The sequence below is a fragment of the Streptomyces sp. NPDC027189 genome (assembly GCF_055566975.1).
Map to the genome: position 1 here is coordinate 205,146 of NZ_JBVHRI010000016.1, position 15,493 is coordinate 220,638.

Annotated in this window: 12 protein-coding genes; 7 read left to right on the plus strand and 5 right to left on the minus strand. The window is 72.6% G+C overall.

Features of this window, described 5'->3' with window-relative positions; genetic code table 11:
- Positions 1-150 precede the first annotated feature (150 nt).
- Entirely contained in the window at positions 151-2,685 is a 2,535-nt protein-coding gene (locus tag ACZ4RZ_RS32675) for a helicase-associated domain-containing protein (RefSeq protein WP_467750112.1), read from the plus strand.
- A gap of 76 nt (positions 2,686-2,761) precedes the next feature.
- Positions 2,762-4,438, plus strand: a complete 1,677-nt coding sequence (locus tag ACZ4RZ_RS32680; protein ID WP_467750114.1) for a DNA repair helicase XPB — start codon at positions 2,762-2,764, stop codon at positions 4,436-4,438.
- Here ACZ4RZ_RS32680 and ACZ4RZ_RS32685 read toward each other — a convergent pair.
- Together ACZ4RZ_RS32685 and ACZ4RZ_RS32690 are read right to left on the minus strand one after the other, a co-directional pair.
- Positions 4,363-5,490: a glycosyltransferase 87 family protein gene (locus ACZ4RZ_RS32685; protein ID WP_467750136.1), complete on the minus strand. Its 1,128-nt coding sequence runs from the start codon at positions 5,488-5,490 to the stop codon at positions 4,363-4,365. The genes ACZ4RZ_RS32680 and ACZ4RZ_RS32685 overlap by 76 nt on opposite strands.
- A 176-nt stretch (positions 5,491-5,666) precedes the next feature.
- The gene (locus ACZ4RZ_RS32690; protein WP_467750116.1) at positions 5,667-5,858 is read right to left on the minus strand and encodes a hypothetical protein; all 192 of its coding nucleotides are present in this window, start codon (positions 5,856-5,858) and stop codon (positions 5,667-5,669) included.
- A gap of 341 nt (positions 5,859-6,199) precedes the next feature.
- On the opposite strand from ACZ4RZ_RS32690, the gene ACZ4RZ_RS32695 reads away from it, so the two are divergent.
- A complete protein-coding gene (locus ACZ4RZ_RS32695; protein ID WP_467750117.1) occupies positions 6,200-8,263 on the plus strand; it encodes a HelD family protein in 2,064 nt (687 codons plus the stop codon).
- 139 nt (positions 8,264-8,402) lie between these two features.
- Positions 8,403-8,849, plus strand: coding sequence for a hypothetical protein (locus ACZ4RZ_RS32700; RefSeq protein WP_467750119.1), 447 nt, complete (start codon positions 8,403-8,405; stop codon positions 8,847-8,849).
- Here ACZ4RZ_RS32700 and ACZ4RZ_RS32705 read toward each other — a convergent pair.
- The 3 genes from ACZ4RZ_RS32705 to ACZ4RZ_RS32715 form a co-directional block, all read right to left on the minus strand.
- The gene (locus ACZ4RZ_RS32705) at positions 8,842-10,056 is read right to left on the minus strand and encodes a trypsin-like serine peptidase (RefSeq protein WP_467750121.1); all 1,215 of its coding nucleotides are present in this window, start codon (positions 10,054-10,056) and stop codon (positions 8,842-8,844) included. The genes ACZ4RZ_RS32700 and ACZ4RZ_RS32705 overlap by 8 nt on opposite strands.
- 308 nt (positions 10,057-10,364) lie before the next feature.
- Complete coding sequence (locus tag ACZ4RZ_RS32710; protein WP_467750123.1) at positions 10,365-11,060, minus strand: copper homeostasis protein CutC; 696 nt, start codon at positions 11,058-11,060, stop codon at positions 10,365-10,367.
- Positions 11,061-11,352: 292 nt separating this feature from the next.
- The gene (locus ACZ4RZ_RS32715) at positions 11,353-12,027 is read right to left on the minus strand and encodes a maleylpyruvate isomerase family mycothiol-dependent enzyme (RefSeq protein WP_467750125.1); all 675 of its coding nucleotides are present in this window, start codon (positions 12,025-12,027) and stop codon (positions 11,353-11,355) included.
- Positions 12,028-12,073: 46 nt separating this feature from the next.
- Here ACZ4RZ_RS32715 and ACZ4RZ_RS32720 point away from each other — a divergent pair, with 46 nt between their 5' ends.
- From ACZ4RZ_RS32720 to ACZ4RZ_RS32730, 3 genes are all read left to right on the plus strand, one after another.
- Entirely contained in the window at positions 12,074-12,718 is a 645-nt protein-coding gene (locus ACZ4RZ_RS32720; RefSeq protein ID WP_467750127.1) for an HD domain-containing protein, read from the plus strand.
- A gap of 201 nt (positions 12,719-12,919) precedes the next feature.
- Positions 12,920-14,137 carry a Cmx/CmrA family chloramphenicol efflux MFS transporter gene (locus tag ACZ4RZ_RS32725; protein ID WP_467750137.1) on the plus strand — a complete coding sequence of 406 codons (1,218 nt, stop codon included), beginning with the start codon at positions 12,920-12,922 and terminating at the stop codon, positions 14,135-14,137.
- Between the two features lie 116 nt (positions 14,138-14,253).
- On the plus strand, positions 14,254-15,333 hold the full coding sequence (locus ACZ4RZ_RS32730; RefSeq protein WP_467750139.1) for a GNAT family N-acetyltransferase: 1,080 nt from the start codon (positions 14,254-14,256) through the stop codon (positions 15,331-15,333).
- The last annotated feature ends 160 nt before the right edge of the window (positions 15,334-15,493 follow it).

Here is a 15,493-nt window from a genome sequence, read left to right on the forward strand (position 1 = left end):
CCCTGGGGGCTGCGCCCCTGTCAGGGGCGCGGGGGGAACTGTGCGACCAGCCCCCTCGCGCACCCGCAGCCGAAAGGCCGGTACGGGACGGGCAGGGGCGGAGGGGGCGAACAACACCCCGGCCGCGCCCCACCCGCTACCGTTGACAGGATGAGCACCGAGACCGCTCCGCGTTCCCTGGCGGAAGCCCTCCGCGCGCGGGACGACGCCTCACTGTCCGCGCTCCTCAGGTCCCGCCCGGACCTGATCACCCCCGTCCCCACGGACCTCACCCAGCTCGCCACCCGCGCGGGCACCCGCGCCTCGGTCGTCCGCGCCCTGGAGCGCCTGGACCGTTTCGCCCTGCAGACGGCGGAGGCCCTGGCCGTGGCGTCGGACCCGGCGACGTACGACGAGCTGCTCGGGCTGATGGCGGGCGACGACGCCGACCCGGCGGTCACGGCCGCGTTCCCGCGCGCGATCGGGACGCTCGGCGAGCAGGCCCTCGTGTGGGGCCCCGACGACCGCCTCCGGCTGGTACGGACGGCCCGGGAGCTGCTCGCCCCGTCCCCCCAGCACCCGTCCCCGACAGGGCTCGGACCGACCGTCGCGGAGGCGACGGCGGGCATGTCCCCGGGGCGCATCCAGGAGATCGTGGCGGCGGCGGGGCTGCCGACCACCCACGACTCGGTGTCCGCCGTCGCCGCGCTCGGCAGCCTCTTCACGGACCGCACCCGCATGGCGGCGCTCCTCGACGAGGCCCCCGCCGAGTCGGTGGACGTGCTGTCCCGGCTGGTGTGGGGACCGCCGTACGGCCAGGTGACGGCGGACCCGGCCCGCCATCTGCGCTGGCTGATCGACCGCGGGCTGCTGCTGCCGACGGCGCCCGGCACGGTCGTACTGCCCCGGGAGGTCGCCCTGCACCTGCGGGCGGGCCGCGCGCACCGGGCGACGGAGGCGGTGGCGCCGGCCGTCGAGCCCGCGCGGATACACCGTCCACAGGTTGTGGACGCCGCGGCCGCGGGCCAGGCGTACACGGCGCTGGCGACCATCGAGGAGCTGCTCAAGGACTGGCACGAGGGCGGTCCGGCCGTGCTGCGCGCGGGCGGGCTGAGCGTGCGGGACCTGAAGCGGACGGCGGTGGCGCTCGACGCGGCGGAGCCGGTGGCCGCGTTCTGGGTGGAACTCGCCTACGCGGCGGGCCTGTTGGCGTCGGACGGCGAGGCCGACGAGCGGTACGCGGCGACGCCCGCGTACGACGAGTGGCTGGAGCTGCCCGCCGCCGAGCGCTGGGCGCGGCTCGCCTCGGCATGGCTGGCCGCGACCCGCACGGCGGGCCTGGTCGGGGGGAGGGACGCGAAGGACCGTACGCTGTCGGCGCTGGGCCCCGGCCTCGACCGTTCCGCCGCTCCGGAGGTCCGCCACCGCGTCCTCGCCTTCCTCGCCGCGCTCCCCGAGGGCGCCTCCCCCGCCGAGGACTCCGTCCTCGCCCGCCTCCACTGGGAGCGCCCCCTGCGGGGCCCCCAGGACGCCACGGACGACCTGCGCACCCGGCTGGCCCGCTGGACCCTGTCCGAGGCGGAGCTGCTGGGCATTACGGGCCGCGGAGCGCTGTCCGCGCAGGGGCGGGCGCTGCTGGGCTTCCCGTCGGGGACCGCCCGGGACACCGACTCCGCCGGTCCCGGCGACAAGCTCCCCGTCCACAAGCGGCACCACCCGCTGCCCGAGGCTCCGCACTCCCCCGCCGAACGGGCCGCGGCCGCCGCCCGGGCAGCCCGCCTGCTCGCCCCGCTCCTCCCCGAGCCGCTGGACCACGTCCTCCTCCAGGCGGACCTCACCGCGGTCGCGCCGGGCCCCTTGGAGCGCCCCCTGGCCGACACGCTCGGCGTCCTCGCGGACGTGGAGTCGAAGGGCGGAGCGACGGTCTACCGCTTCACGCCGGGCTCGGTACGCCGCGCTCTGGACGCGGGCCGCTCGGCGTCGGACCTGCACGCCTTCCTCGCGGCCCACTCCCGCACCCCCGTCCCGCAGCCGCTCGCGTATCTGATCGACGACGTGGCGCGCAGACACGGCCATCTGCGGATCGGCGCGGCATCGGCGTACGTCCGCTGCGACGACGACGCGCTGCTGAACGAGATCCTCGCCGACAAGCGCTCGGCCGGACTCCGCCTGCGCCGCCTGGCGCCCACGGTGCTGGCCGCCCAGGCCGACCCGGCCACCCTCCTCGAAGGCCTCCGCTCCATGGGCTTCGCGCCCGCCGCCGAGTCCGCCGAGGGCGACGTCCTGATCACCCGCGCGCACGCCCACCGCACCCCGCCGCGCAGCGCCCCCGAGCCCGTCCCCGACGGCCCCCCGGCCCCCGACGCCACCCTCCTCGGCGCCGCGATCCGCGCCATCCGCGCCGGTGACCTGGCCTCCACCACCCCCCGCAAGCCGGCCCCGGCCACCGATCGCCCGGGCAACGGCGAACTCCCCCGCACCAGCTCCGCCGAGACCCTCGCCACCATGCAGGCCGCCGTCCTCACCGGCGAGTCCCTCTGGATCGGCTACGTCAACGCCGAGGGCTCCGCGAGCCAGCGCGTCATCGCCCCCATCCGCGTCGAGGGCGGCTTCGTCACGGCGTACGACCACACCGCTGACGAAGTCCGCACCTATCCGCTGCACCGCGTGACGGGGGTGTCGGAGCTGGCGGACGACCAGCCGTGATCATCGCCCCTTGAGGCACACTGGACGTTTGGCCGGTCATCCGCGCAGGGGTGTCGGCACGCAGAAAGGGACGGGTGTGAACGGACCCCTCATCGTCCAGAGCGACAAGACGCTGCTCCTCGAGGTCGACCACGAGCTCGCCGACGCCTGCCGCCGGGCCATCGCGCCGTTCGCCGAGCTGGAGCGGGCGCCCGAGCACATTCACACCTATCGGGTGACGCCGCTGGGGCTGTGGAACGCGCGGGCCGCGGGGCACGACGCCGAGCAGGTCGTGGACGCGCTCGTGGAGTTCAGCCGGTATCCGGTTCCGCACGCGCTGCTCGTCGACATCGCGGAGACCATGGACCGCTACGGGCGGCTCACCCTCAGCAAGCACCCCGCCCATGGGCTGGTGCTCACCACCACCGACCGGCCCGTGCTCGAAGAGGTGCTGCGGTCCAAGCGGATCGCGCCGCTCGTCGGGGCGCGGATCGACCCCGACAGCGTCGCCGTGCACCCCTCCGAGCGCGGGCAGATCAAGCAGACGCTGCTGAAGCTGGGCTGGCCGGCCGAGGACCTCGCCGGGTACGTCGACGGGGAGGCGCACCCCATCGAGCTGGCGGAGGACGGGTGGGCGCTGCGGCCGTATCAGAAGCAGGCCGTGGAGAACTTCTGGCACGGCGGCAGCGGCGTCGTCGTACTGCCCTGTGGTGCCGGTAAGACGCTCGTCGGGGCCGGGTCGATGGCGCAGGCCAAGGCCACCACCCTGATCCTCGTGACCAACACCGTGTCCGCCCGGCAGTGGAAGCACGAGCTGGTGAAGCGGACCTCGCTGACCGAGGACGAGATCGGCGAGTACAGCGGTACGAGGAAGGAGATCCGGCCGGTCACCATCGCGACGTACCAGGTGCTGACGACCAAGCGGAAGGGCGTCTATCCGCACCTGGAGCTCTTCGACTCGCGGGACTGGGGGCTCATCGTCTACGACGAGGTGCATCTGCTGCCCGCGCCCGTGTTCAAGTTCACCGCCGATCTGCAGGCGCGCCGGCGGCTGGGGCTCACCGCGACCCTCGTGCGCGAGGACGGGCGCGAGTCGGACGTCTTCTCGCTGATCGGGCCCAAGAGGTTCGACGCGCCCTGGAAGGAGATCGAGGCGCAGGGATACATCGCGCCGGCCGACTGTGTCGAGGTCCGGGTCAATCTCACCGACTCCGAGCGGCTCGCGTACGCCACCGCCGAGACCGAGGAGAAGTACCGCTACTGCGCGACGACGGAGACCAAGCGGAAGGTCACGGAGGCGATCGTCCGCCGCTTCGCGGGCCAGCAGATCCTCGTCATCGGGCAGTACATCGACCAACTCGACGAGCTGGGCGAGCACTTGAACGCGCCCGTCATCAAGGGCGAGACCAGTAACGCGCAGCGCGAGAGGCTCTTCGACGCCTTCCGCGAGGGCGAGATCAGCGTCCTGGTCGTGTCCAAGGTCGCGAACTTCTCCATCGACCTGCCGGAGGCGACCGTCGCCATCCAGGTCTCGGGCACCTTCGGGTCACGGCAGGAGGAGGCCCAGCGGCTGGGCCGGGTACTGCGTCCCAAGGCCGACGGCCACCAGGCCCACTTCTACTCCGTCGTCGCCCGCGACACCATCGACCAGGACTTCGCCGCCCATCGGCAGCGGTTCCTCGCGGAACAGGGGTACGCCTACCGGATCGTCGACGCGGACGAGTTGCTGGCCGACAACGTCGGCAACGCCGACGGCGACGACGCCGACAGCTGAGGCAGCAGAACCAGCGCCAGTAGCGCGTACGGCGACGCCAACGGCTGCTGCCACCAGGGGAGTCGGAGATCCAGCGCGCCCTGGTGCGGGATCAGCCACAGCGTGCGGGCCGTGAAGACCGCCGCCACCAGCGCCGCCGTACGCCTGCGGCCGTCCGCCGCCGCCACGGCGATCAGCGGTACGCACCACACCCAGTGGTGCGACCAGCTGATCGGGCAGACGAGGAGGGCGGTGAGGGCGGTGATCAGGATGCCCCGGCGGTCGTCGCCGATGGCCGTGCGGCGGGCCAGCCAGAGGCCCGCGCAGGCGACGGCCAGCGCCGGCACCGCCCACGCCGGGCCCGGCGACGGCTCCCCCAGCGCACGCGCGATCAGCCCCTGGAGCGACTGGTTGTCCACGATCCACGCCTTGCCGACGCGGTGGGTCTCGTACAGCCGCCGGGTCCAGAAATCCACGCTCGCGTACGGCAGCACGAGCGCCCCCAGCAGTACGGTCCCGGCGCACGCGGCCAGGGCCGTCACTCCCTCGCGTACGCGGCCGGTGAGCAGCAGATACGCGATGAAGACGGCGGGGGTGAGCTTCACGCCCGCCGCGATGCCGAGGGCCACTCCCCTGCCGGGCGCGGTCTGCGGCCGGGTCAGGTCCCAGAGGATCAGGCAGGCGACGGCGAGGTTGACCTGGCCGAAGAGGACGGTCTGGAAGACGGGTTCGAGCCAGAGGGCGAGGGCGGTGGCGGCGCAGACGGCGGGGAGCCGCTCCGGGAGTCCGGCGAGACGGCAGGAGAGCCGGACGAGCACGGCCAGCAGGGCCACGTTCCCGGCGACGAAGGCCACCTTGAGGGCGTCCGGCGGGAGCCAGGCCGTCGGCACGAAGAGAAGCGCCGCGAAGGGCGGGTAGGTGGCGGGCAGCTGCCACTCGGTGACGGTGAAACCGTAGAGATCCGTGCCGTGCAGTACGGCCGCGCCCTCGGCCCGGTAGACCAGCGCGTCGGCCATGGGGGCGTGCGTGGCGACGCACAGCGCGCAGAAGGCGACGAAGGAGACGGCGAGCAGGGCGACTTCGGTGGGTGACGCGGCGGTCACGTTCCGTCGGAGCACGGAGTGACCCTAGTGTCCGGGCCCTTCAGCCCGGCGTGCGGCTCACCGGCGTGAGCTAGGCGTACCGCTCACGTGAGCCGGGCGTACCGGTCACCGGCGTGAGCCGGGTGTGCCGGTCACTGGCGTGGGCATCAGCGGCGTCGTACGCCTGCCTCCTCGCCGTACTCGCCGAGGAGCACCACTCCGACGGCCGCCTCCGCGAACACCTTGATGGCGCGCAGGGCGTCGCCGAGGCGGTGGCGGTGGTGGGTGGAGGTGGCGGCGGTCGCGCCGCTCGATGGGCTGGGGTGGACAGGTCCTGGGGTGAAAGTGGCTGCGCTCATGTATCCATGGTGGAACGCCGGGCCCCGAATGGCGTCGGCCTGCGGACCGAACCTCGGCGGCCCCCTCGTACACCTGCGGGCCGCCCGGCGTACGCCTCACGACGGACCCCGACCCCTAGGGCCCCGGGGGCGCGTCCCTGAGGCCGCGGAAAAACCGTTGGCCCCCACATGCTCCGGTCACCTAGAATCTCCGCTCTTGCCCGCCTCCCTTCACGGAGTGCTGCCGCCCGGCCGGAAACCGGACGGCGCCCAGGAATCACGCACTGCCACCGATTCCACGCAGAACCATCGGCAGCTCCTCGACGGAATCACTCCCGCAGCAGGCCCCGGAGGCAACCCCCGTGTCCACCCCGTCCGACTACCCGTCCGACTACCCGTCCGACGATCCCCTCTCCCGCGAGCGGACCCACCTCGGTTCGTCCCGCGCCGCCCTGCGCGCGATGCGCGAGGACGTGGAGAACCTCGACATCAGCGACGTCACCGCGAACTGGGTGAACGCCGAAGTGCTGCACCGGCAGATCGACGAGCGCATCAAGGCCCTCGCCGACCTCAGCCACACCCCGCTGTTCTTCGGGCGGCTCGACTACCTGCACGCCCCGGGCTCCGACAAGGCGGAGGGCGCGCAGGGCGAGCGGTTCTACATCGGGCGGCGGCATGTGCACGACGCCGAGGGCGACCCGATGGTCATCGACTGGCGCGCGCCGGTGTCGCAGCCGTTCTACCGGGCCTCGAAGAAGGATCCGATGGACGTCGGGCTGAGGCGCCGCTTCGGTTACACCGGCGGCGACCTCACGGCGTACGAGGACGAGCATCTGTCGGACCCGGCCGAGGCGGCGACCACCAGCAAACTGCTCCAGCAGGAGATCGAGCGGCCGCGCGTCGGCCCGATGCGCGACATCGTGGCGACCATCCAGCCGGAGCAGGACGAGATCGTCCGCAGCGGGCTCGCCGGGTCCGTGTGCGTGCAGGGTGGCCCCGGCACCGGGAAGACCGCCGTCGGCCTGCACCGGGTCGCGTATCTGCTGTACGCCCACCGGGAGCGGCTGGCCCGCACCGGCACCCTGGTCATCGGGCCGAACAAGTCCTTCCTGCACTACATCGAGCAAGTCCTCCCGGCCCTCGGCGAGTTGGAGGTCAAGCAGGCGACGGTCGACGATCTCGTCGCGCATGTCGAGGTGCGCGGGAGCGACGACGCGGCCGCCGCCGTCATCAAGGGCGACGCCCGGATGGCGAAGGTGCTGCGGCGGGCGGTGCGCTCCCATGTGACGCTGCCGACCGAGCCCGTCATGGTCGTACGCGGTTCGCGGCGCTGGCGCGTGGCGGCGTACGAACTCGAAGAGATCGTCCGGGAGTTGCTGGACCGCGACATCCGCTACGGCGCCGCCCGCGAGGCCCTTCCGCAGCGCATCGCGCACGCCGTGCTGGTCCAGATGGAGCGGTCCGGCGAGGCGCCGGACGACCGGGTGCAGGACGCCGTCGCCCGCAACACCGCCGTGAAGGCCGCGGTCAAGGCCATCTGGCCGCCCGTCGACCCGGCCAAGCTCGTGCTGCGGCTGCTCTCCGACCCGGACTTCCTCGCCGTACACGCGGAAGGTCTGCTCGACGAGGACGAGCAGAAGAGGATCCTCTGGCAGAAGCCGGTGCGGTCGGCGAAGTCGGCCAAGTGGTCCGCCGCCGACGCCGTGTTGATCGACGAGGCCACCGATCTCGTGCAGCGCACGCACTCGCTCGGGCACGTGGTGCTCGACGAGGCACAGGATCTGTCGCCGATGCAGTACCGGGCGGTGGGGCGGCGCTGCACGACCGGTTCGGCGACCGTGCTCGGGGATCTCGCGCAGGGGACGACCCCTTGGGCCACCCGGAGCTGGGACGAGGCGCTGCGCCACCTCGGCAAGGCGGAGGCCGTCGTGGAGGAGCTGACGGCGGGCTTCCGCGTGCCCACGGATGTCATCACCTACGCGTCCCGGCTGCTGCCGCACATCGCGCCCGGGCTGACGCCGGTGGCGTCGGTGCGGGAGAACCCGGGCTTCTTCGAGGTACGGCCGAGCGCGGCCGACTCCGAAGTGGTCGGCGCCTGCGCGGAGTTGCTGCGCAACGAGGGCTCGATCGGGCTCATCGCCGCGGACGCCAGGATCCCGGTCCTCGCCGAGGCGCTGACGGCGGCCGGCCTGACGTACCTCGGCCCGGGCGAGGAGACGACGGCCGAGACCCGTCTGACCCTGGTGCCGGCCTCACTCGCCAAGGGCCTGGAGTACGACTACGTGGTCCTGGACGAGCCGCAGGGCGTCGTCGACGGCGAGCCGGACGAGCGGACCGGTCTGCGCCGCCTCTACGTGGCCCTGACCCGAGCGGTCTCGGGCCTGATCGTCACGCACGCGGCACCGCTGCCCGCACAACTGGGCTAGGGACTTGCTCTTGGATCACGCCGACTCCGGGCCACGTCCCCCGCGACGGGCGGCGACCAGGACCGGCTGACGCTGCTGGTCCTGGTGTCCGGCATCGCCTCGGTCGGCGGCTCAGCGGCCGGCGGGCGGCTGGCGGCTGGTGGACAAGTGGGGCCCACGGGCGGTGATCCTGACCGGCAGCACGGCGTACGTGGTGCTCGCGGCGGCCTCGCCCTGGACCCTGCGCACCATGCCGACGGCGCTGGCCGCATCCGCGCTCACCCCGCTGGTCGGCTGGTCGATCGCGGTCGCCCTGATCACCCGCGTGGCCTCCCTGGACCCCGCCAACGCGCCCGTCCTGGTCTCCCTCAACAGCAGCGCGCTCTACCTGCTCATCAGCAGCGCCCTCTACCTGGGCATCGCGGCGGCGGGCGGCACCGGCAGCCTGGCCATCGCCCTGTACGGCGACCGGTGGTTCCTGCTGGTGGGGGCGGGGCTGATGGTGATCGCGACGGGGGTGGCTGCCGTGACGACGCGGGCACCGGCGAGTGGCCCCCGGCGCAGAGCGCCGGAGGCCACCGACGACCGTACAGATGCCGTTACTTGAACTTGCGGCTGGTCGCCAGATAGACCTGCTTGGCGTTCTTGCCGAGGCGTGGCCCGGTGATGAACGTCTTGCGGTCACTCAGCGAGTTGTTGGAGACCAGGTAGGTCCGGCCGCTGTGCGTCATGAACCAGGGGCCGCCGGAGGCGCCGCCGTTCATCGTGCACCCGATCATGAACTGGGCGGGGGCGTTGCTCGCCAGCACGAAACGCTTGGTGGCGCCGCGGCAGTCGTACATCTTCGAGCCGTCGTACGGCGCCTCGGCGGGGTACCCGCGGACCTTCATGTTCTTGACCTTGTTGGCCGCCGGGGCGTTGAACCACACCGGCAGAGCCGAACCGAGCCGCTCCTGAAGGGACTTCTTGCCGCTCTCGGGCTTCACGTGCAGCACGGCGTAGTCGTACGCCGAGGCCGCGTTGCCCTGGTGGCCGCCGCCCTTGATCCACTGGGACGAGGTCGTGGCCCAGTTGGCCCACCAAATACCGTACGGGGAGACGGACTTGGCGCGCGGGTTGGTGATCTGCCGGTTGCTCAGCCTCGCGCCGTTGTTGTACGAGGGGACGAAGGCGATGTTGCGGTACCAGCCGCCGCCCTTGCCCGCGTGCACGCAGTGGCCCGCGGTCCACACCATGTTGGACTTGCCCGGGTGCGCCGGGTCGGTGACGACCGCGGCGGAGCAGACCATGGAGCCCTCGGGCGAGGAGAAGAACAGCTTGCCCACGGGGGCCGCGTAGTGGTGGTAGGTCGCCTTGACCTTCGTGGCCGCCTTCCGCTTCACCGTCCCGTCGGGCAGGTACGAGGTGGCACCATTGCCCGAACCGGAGCTGGTGCTGCCCGCCTGCGCGACCGGAATGCTGGACTTGGCCGCGGCCATCTTCTCCGGCGTCCAGAAGTCCTTGATGTACGGGTTGGCGAAGTCCTCGGCCTTGGATGCCCAGTCGCTGTAGTCCTTCCACCCCCCGTTCTTCCACTTCTCCAGGGCGGCGCCGCTGAGGTCGGTGGGAATGCCGGCGGGCAGCTTGTAGCCGCCGAGCGAGGTGGAGCCGTCGTCGTCCTGGCCGGTGTCGACGTTCTTGTCCGCCTGCGTGGACGACGAGGGCTGCGCGGCGGCCCCGTCGTCCTTCTTGCTGTCACAGGCCGTGGTGGTGACCATGAGGGCCGCGATCACGGCTGCGGCGGCCGCGAGCGAGCGGCTGCGTATGGATGGCATGGAGCCTTGTCCCCCTGTTGCTGCGTGCGTCGTGCCTCGCGCGCGTGCGGGTCACTCCCGCGGGCGCGCGCATGCGTAGTGGCTTGACATGCCATGACGTGGCATGGCTTGTCATGCCCTGGCCGATCCAGGGCGTCTTTACTATGCACGCACGGAGCCGGAGAGTGATCGCGGGAGGGCGGTCAGCACACAACAACTACCGCTCGGATATAGATCCGTGACCTCGGGTCAGGGGTGGGTGAGGACGGACGGGGCGGGGGTGTGGTGGTGAACGGGGCCGGGGATGGAGGTCGCGTGCTGCCGCGTCCCTACGCGTCCAGCGCCTGCCGCCACTCCCGTACCGCCTCCGGTGACACCGGCGCGGTCCACCCGCCCGGGCGGGCGGCCCCGCCGATGTGGAAGGCGTCGATGCCCGCCGTGCGCAGGCGCGGCACATGGTCGAGACGCAGGCCGCCGCCGACCATGATCCGCTGCTCGTAGCCCGGCTCACCGCCGCGCGCGGCCTCGGCGAGCAGCGTGGGGAGGCCGTCGTCGACGCCCGCCGCGGAACCGGCGGTCAGGTAGGCGTCGAGGCCCGGCAGATCCGCGAGCTGCTTGCGCAGGGCGTCGCGGTCGGCGGCGCGGTCGATCGCGCGGTGGAAGGTCCAGCGGCAGCCGTCCAGCTCGGCGACGAGCCGCTCCACGGCGGCCAGGTCCGCGCCGCCGTGCTCGTCGAGGAAGCCGAGCACGAACTCGTCCGCCCCTGCGTCGCGCATCTCCCCGGCGACGCGGACGAGCGCGTCGACGTCACCCGCGGCGAACCCGTCCGCGAGGCGGAGCATCACGCGCAGCGAGATGTCCACGGCGGCGCGGATACCGGCGAAGGTCTCCACCGGTGGGGTGAGCCCGTCGGCGGCCATGTCGGTGACCAGCTCCAGCCGGTCCGCACCTCCGGCCTGGGCGGCGACCGCGTCCTCCACGCCGAGGGCGATCACCTCCAGGACTGCGCGCTTGCGCTTGATCATCGGACCTCTTCCCTTGGGCGGCTACAGGTCTAGTCCAATCTCAGGGTACGCGGGTGGGGCTGCCGCCGCGAGAAGATCACGCCGAGTCGGGGCGCGGGCAGGGGTTTTCGCCCCCTCCGCCCCTACCCTCCCCCACTCTCGGCTTCGCTCGAGCGGGGGGACCCTCATCGTCCCTGGGGGCTGCGCCCCCCCCAGATCCCCCTAAAAGATCGCGCAGTTCCCCGCGCCCCCAAAAGGGGCGCGGGGAACTGCGCGAACAACCCCCCGGCCCGCGGCCGAAAGGGAGGGGCCGTCAGCCGAAGATGTTCAGCTCCCCCTTCTCCGCCCCGACCAGCTCATACCGCTCCCCGTCGACCGGACGCCCCGCGTACAGCCGTACCAGCGTCGCCGCACCCCCGATGTACCGGGCCGGCGGCCGCTCCCCCGGCACACTCCCCAACCGCAGCGGCTCGTCCACGTCGTCGAGGTCGGCGTGCAGCGGCAGATGCCCCTTGTGGCGGGTGACTTGCGCGAGAAGGGTGAGCGCGTGCGGCAGCCCGTCGCCCGCGTACGCCCCCGGCTCCTCGAAGACCTCGCGCACATCCCCGGCGTGCACCCACTCCCCCAGCGCGATCGGGTCGAGCACGCCACCCGCCTCGGCGATCACCGGCCCGGCCTCGGTCATCCCGCGCTCCAGCTCGTCCACGACCCACGCGTTCGTCCAGGCGGCCCGCTCCGCGATGTCCCGGTCGTTCGACTCGGGCGAGAACACCCCCTTCTCGAACCGCCCCTCCAGCACCCGGATCAACGCGGCCGAACAGTGCGCGAGCACGTCCCGCACGGTCCACCCCGGACACGCGGCGGTCGCCAGCGCGAAGTCCTCGTCCGGCCGGGCCCGCAACAGCGGGATCAACGCGTCACGCTCGATGGTCAGGAGCCGCCCGGGCAGCTCGGGGTCCCGTACCTCGTGCACGTCAGCAGTATTCATGGGTGCCACGCTAGGGGCGCGGGGCGCCACACGGGAGAATGGGCGCATGGCCGATCTCGACGCCCTGCGCATCCGCTGGACCCGTGCCCTGGAAGGAGCCCGGACACCCGGCGCCGGCCCGGACCCTGCCCCGTACGCGGACAACCTCCTCGCCCGCTGGCAGGAGCCCCAGCGCCACTACCACACCGTCACCCACCTCCAGGCGGTCCTCGACCACATCGACGTACTGGAGAAGCACGCGGACGACCCGGACCTCGTACGCCTGGCGGCCTGGTTCCACGACGCCGTGTACTTCCCCGACCGCTCCGAGAACGAGGAGCGCTCGGCCCGCCTCGCCGAACGCGCACTCCCCGAGGCCGGGGTGTCCGAGGAGAGGACCGCGGAGGTCGCCCGTCTGGTCCGCCTCACCGTCACCCACGACCCGGCCGACGACGACCGCAACGGTCAGGTCCTGTGCGACGCCGACCTGGCGATCCTGGCTGCGTCCCCGAACGCGTACGCCGCCTACACCGCCGCCGTCCGCCAGGAGTACGCCTTCGTCCCCAACGAGGCGTTCCACGAGGGCCGCGCCACGATCCTTCGCCAACTCCTCGACCTGCCCCGCCTGTTCCGCACACCGCACGGTGCGGCGCAGTGGGAGGCCACCGCGCGGTACAACATCGGCGCCGAGCTGGAGCTGCTCACCGACTGACATCGCTCACGCACTCTCGCGCTCGGGCATGCGCGCACTCTCGCCGAAAACCGGTTCGACGACGGGCACTGGACCACGTACGAAGGGAGGATGCCGATGCCCTCGAGCCCCGAACCGTTGCCCCCGGATGCGACCGATATATCCGATACGCCTCATACATCCGACACGCCCGTCCCCGCCGCTCATCACCCCCGCCCCCGTATGCCGCTGGCCGTCTACATCCTCGGACTCTCCGTGTTCGCCCTCGGCACCAGCGAGTTCATGCTCTCCGGGCTGTTGCCGCCCATCGCCGAGGACATGAACGTCACGATCCCGCAGGCGGGCCTGCTGATCTCGGCGTTCGCGATCGGCATGGTCGTGGGGGCGCCCCTCCTCGCGGTGGTGACGCTGCGGCTCCCCCGACGGACCACCCTCGTCGCCCTCATCGCGCTGTTCGGCCTGGGCCAGGTCGCGGGGGCACTCGCGCCGACGTACGCCGTGCTGTTCGCGTCCCGCGTCGTCAGCGCGCTCGCCTGTGCGGGCTTCTGGGCGGTCGGCGCGGCGGTGGCCATCGCGATGGTTCCGGTGAACGCGCGGGCCCGGGCGCTGGCCGTGATGATCGGCGGTCTGTCGATCGCGAACGTCCTGGGGGTGCCCGCCGGCGCCTTCCTCGGGGAGGGGCTCGGCTGGCGATCGGCCTTCTGGGCCGTGGGCGCGGCCTCCGCGATCGCCCTCGTCGGGATCGTCACGCTCATTCCGCGTATCCCCCTTCCCGACAAGAAGCCGCAGCTCAAGCGAGAACTGCGCATCTTCCGCGATCATCAGGTCGGGCTGTCCGTCGGCGTCATCGCGCTCGCCGCGGGCGGCGTCTTCTGCGCGTTCAGCTATCTCGCGCCGCTGCTCACGGACGTGGCGGGGCTCGACGACGGGTGGGTGCCGACCGTGCTCGCGCTCTTCGGGGCCGGCGCGCTGATCGGTACGACGATCGGCGGGCGGATCGCCGACGCGCACCTCTTCGCGGTGCTGATCAGCGGCATCGCGGCCGACACCGTCATCCTGATCGCGCTCGCGCTGTTCGGGCAGTACGCGATCGCCGCCGTCGCCCTCTCCTTCCTCCTCGGAATCGCCTGCTTCTACACCGCCCCCGCGCTCAACGCCCGGATGTTCAACGTCGCCGCGGCCGCCCCCACCCTGGCCGGCGCCACGACCACGGCCGCCTTCAACCTGGGCAACACCGGCGGGCCCTGGGTCGGCGGCGCGGTCATCGACGCGGGGTTCGGGTACGCCTCCACCGCCTGGGCGGGAGCGGCGATGACGGTGGCCGCGATCGGGGTGGCCGTCGTCTCACTGCGACTGCATCGCCGTACGCAGTCCTCGCGCGTCGTGACCGTCGTGCCCAAGGCGGGCGCCGCGAACAAATCGGTGCGTACGGAGGCGTGATCCGACCTATCCTCGCCCGCATGGGAGACATGGGCGGGGACGTGAGCGGGCGCTTGGGCGGGGACGTGAGCGAGGCCACGGGTGAGGAAGTGAGCGGGCACCTGGCCGCGGACCAGGTGGCGGAAGCCGTCGCGGGGAGCGTCGCGCTGCTGCGTACGGCTGCCGGGCGGGACTGGGAAGCCGTCAAGGCGGGTGGCCTGGAGTGGAGTTGCCGGCGGACGGCCGAGCACATCTCCAGCGATCTCATCGCGTACGCGGGGCAGCTGGCCGGGCGGGCCACCGAGGCGTACGTGCCCTTCGAGATCGTGATGGAGGACGGCACCGACAACGCGGGCGTCGTCGACGTGATCGAGACGACCGGCGCCCTGTTCGCGGCCACCGTCCGTACGACGCCGCGCGAGGTACGCGCCTTCCACCCGTACCCCTTCCGCAGCGCGAACCGCGAGGGCTTCGCCGCGATGGGCATCGCCGAAGTCCTGTTGCACACGCACGACATCGCGGAGGGGCTGGGGCTTGCGTACGAACCCCCGGCCGCGCTCTGCGAGGGCGTCCTGACTCGGATATTTCCCCAGGTCCGGCCGGCGTCCTCCCCCTGGCGCACCCTCCTGTGGGCCACCGGCCGCGGCGAACTGCCGGGCCGTGCCCCGGTCACCGAGTGGCGCTGGAGCAACAACCTCGTGATCGAGTCCGAGCGGCTCACGCTCCAGGGGGTCACCCCGGCGGCCGCCGCCGAGCTGCGCGCGGGGGGCACGGGCGGCTTCGAGTGGATCGAGGGCGGCCCGTTCGAGGGCACGCGGGACGCCGCCGGAATGGTCGTGAAGGCGTACGAGGGCGGGGTGCACCGGCCGGAGTGGGGCATGTTCGTCCTCGTCCGCCGGGAGGACGGGCGCGCCGTCGGCGGCATGGGCTTCCACGGCGTGCCCGACGAGGAGGGCCGCGCCGAGGTCGGCTACGACCTCGCGGAGAACGCCCGCGGCAACGGTTACGCGACCGAGGCTCTGCGCGCCCTCGCCGCCTGGGCCCTGGTCCGCGACGACGTCCAGCTCCTCTTCGCCGCCATCGACCGGGCCAACACTCCCTCCCAGCGCGTCGTTTCGCGCGCCGGTTTCACCCGGGTGAGCGAGGACGTGGAACGCTACGCGTACGAGCTCCGCGGCATGGACCGGTCACTCCAGCTGTACGCCCGAGCGACCTGACAGCCCGGGCTTGCCCTACGCGTTTCTCGCCCCCCTCCGCCCCTACCCGTCCCGACCACTCTTTCGACTGCGGGTGCGTGGGGGCTTGTCGCGCAGTTCCCCGCGCCCCTTCAGGGGCGCGGGGAACTGCGCAGTCTTTTAGCGGGGGTCCGGGGGCGGC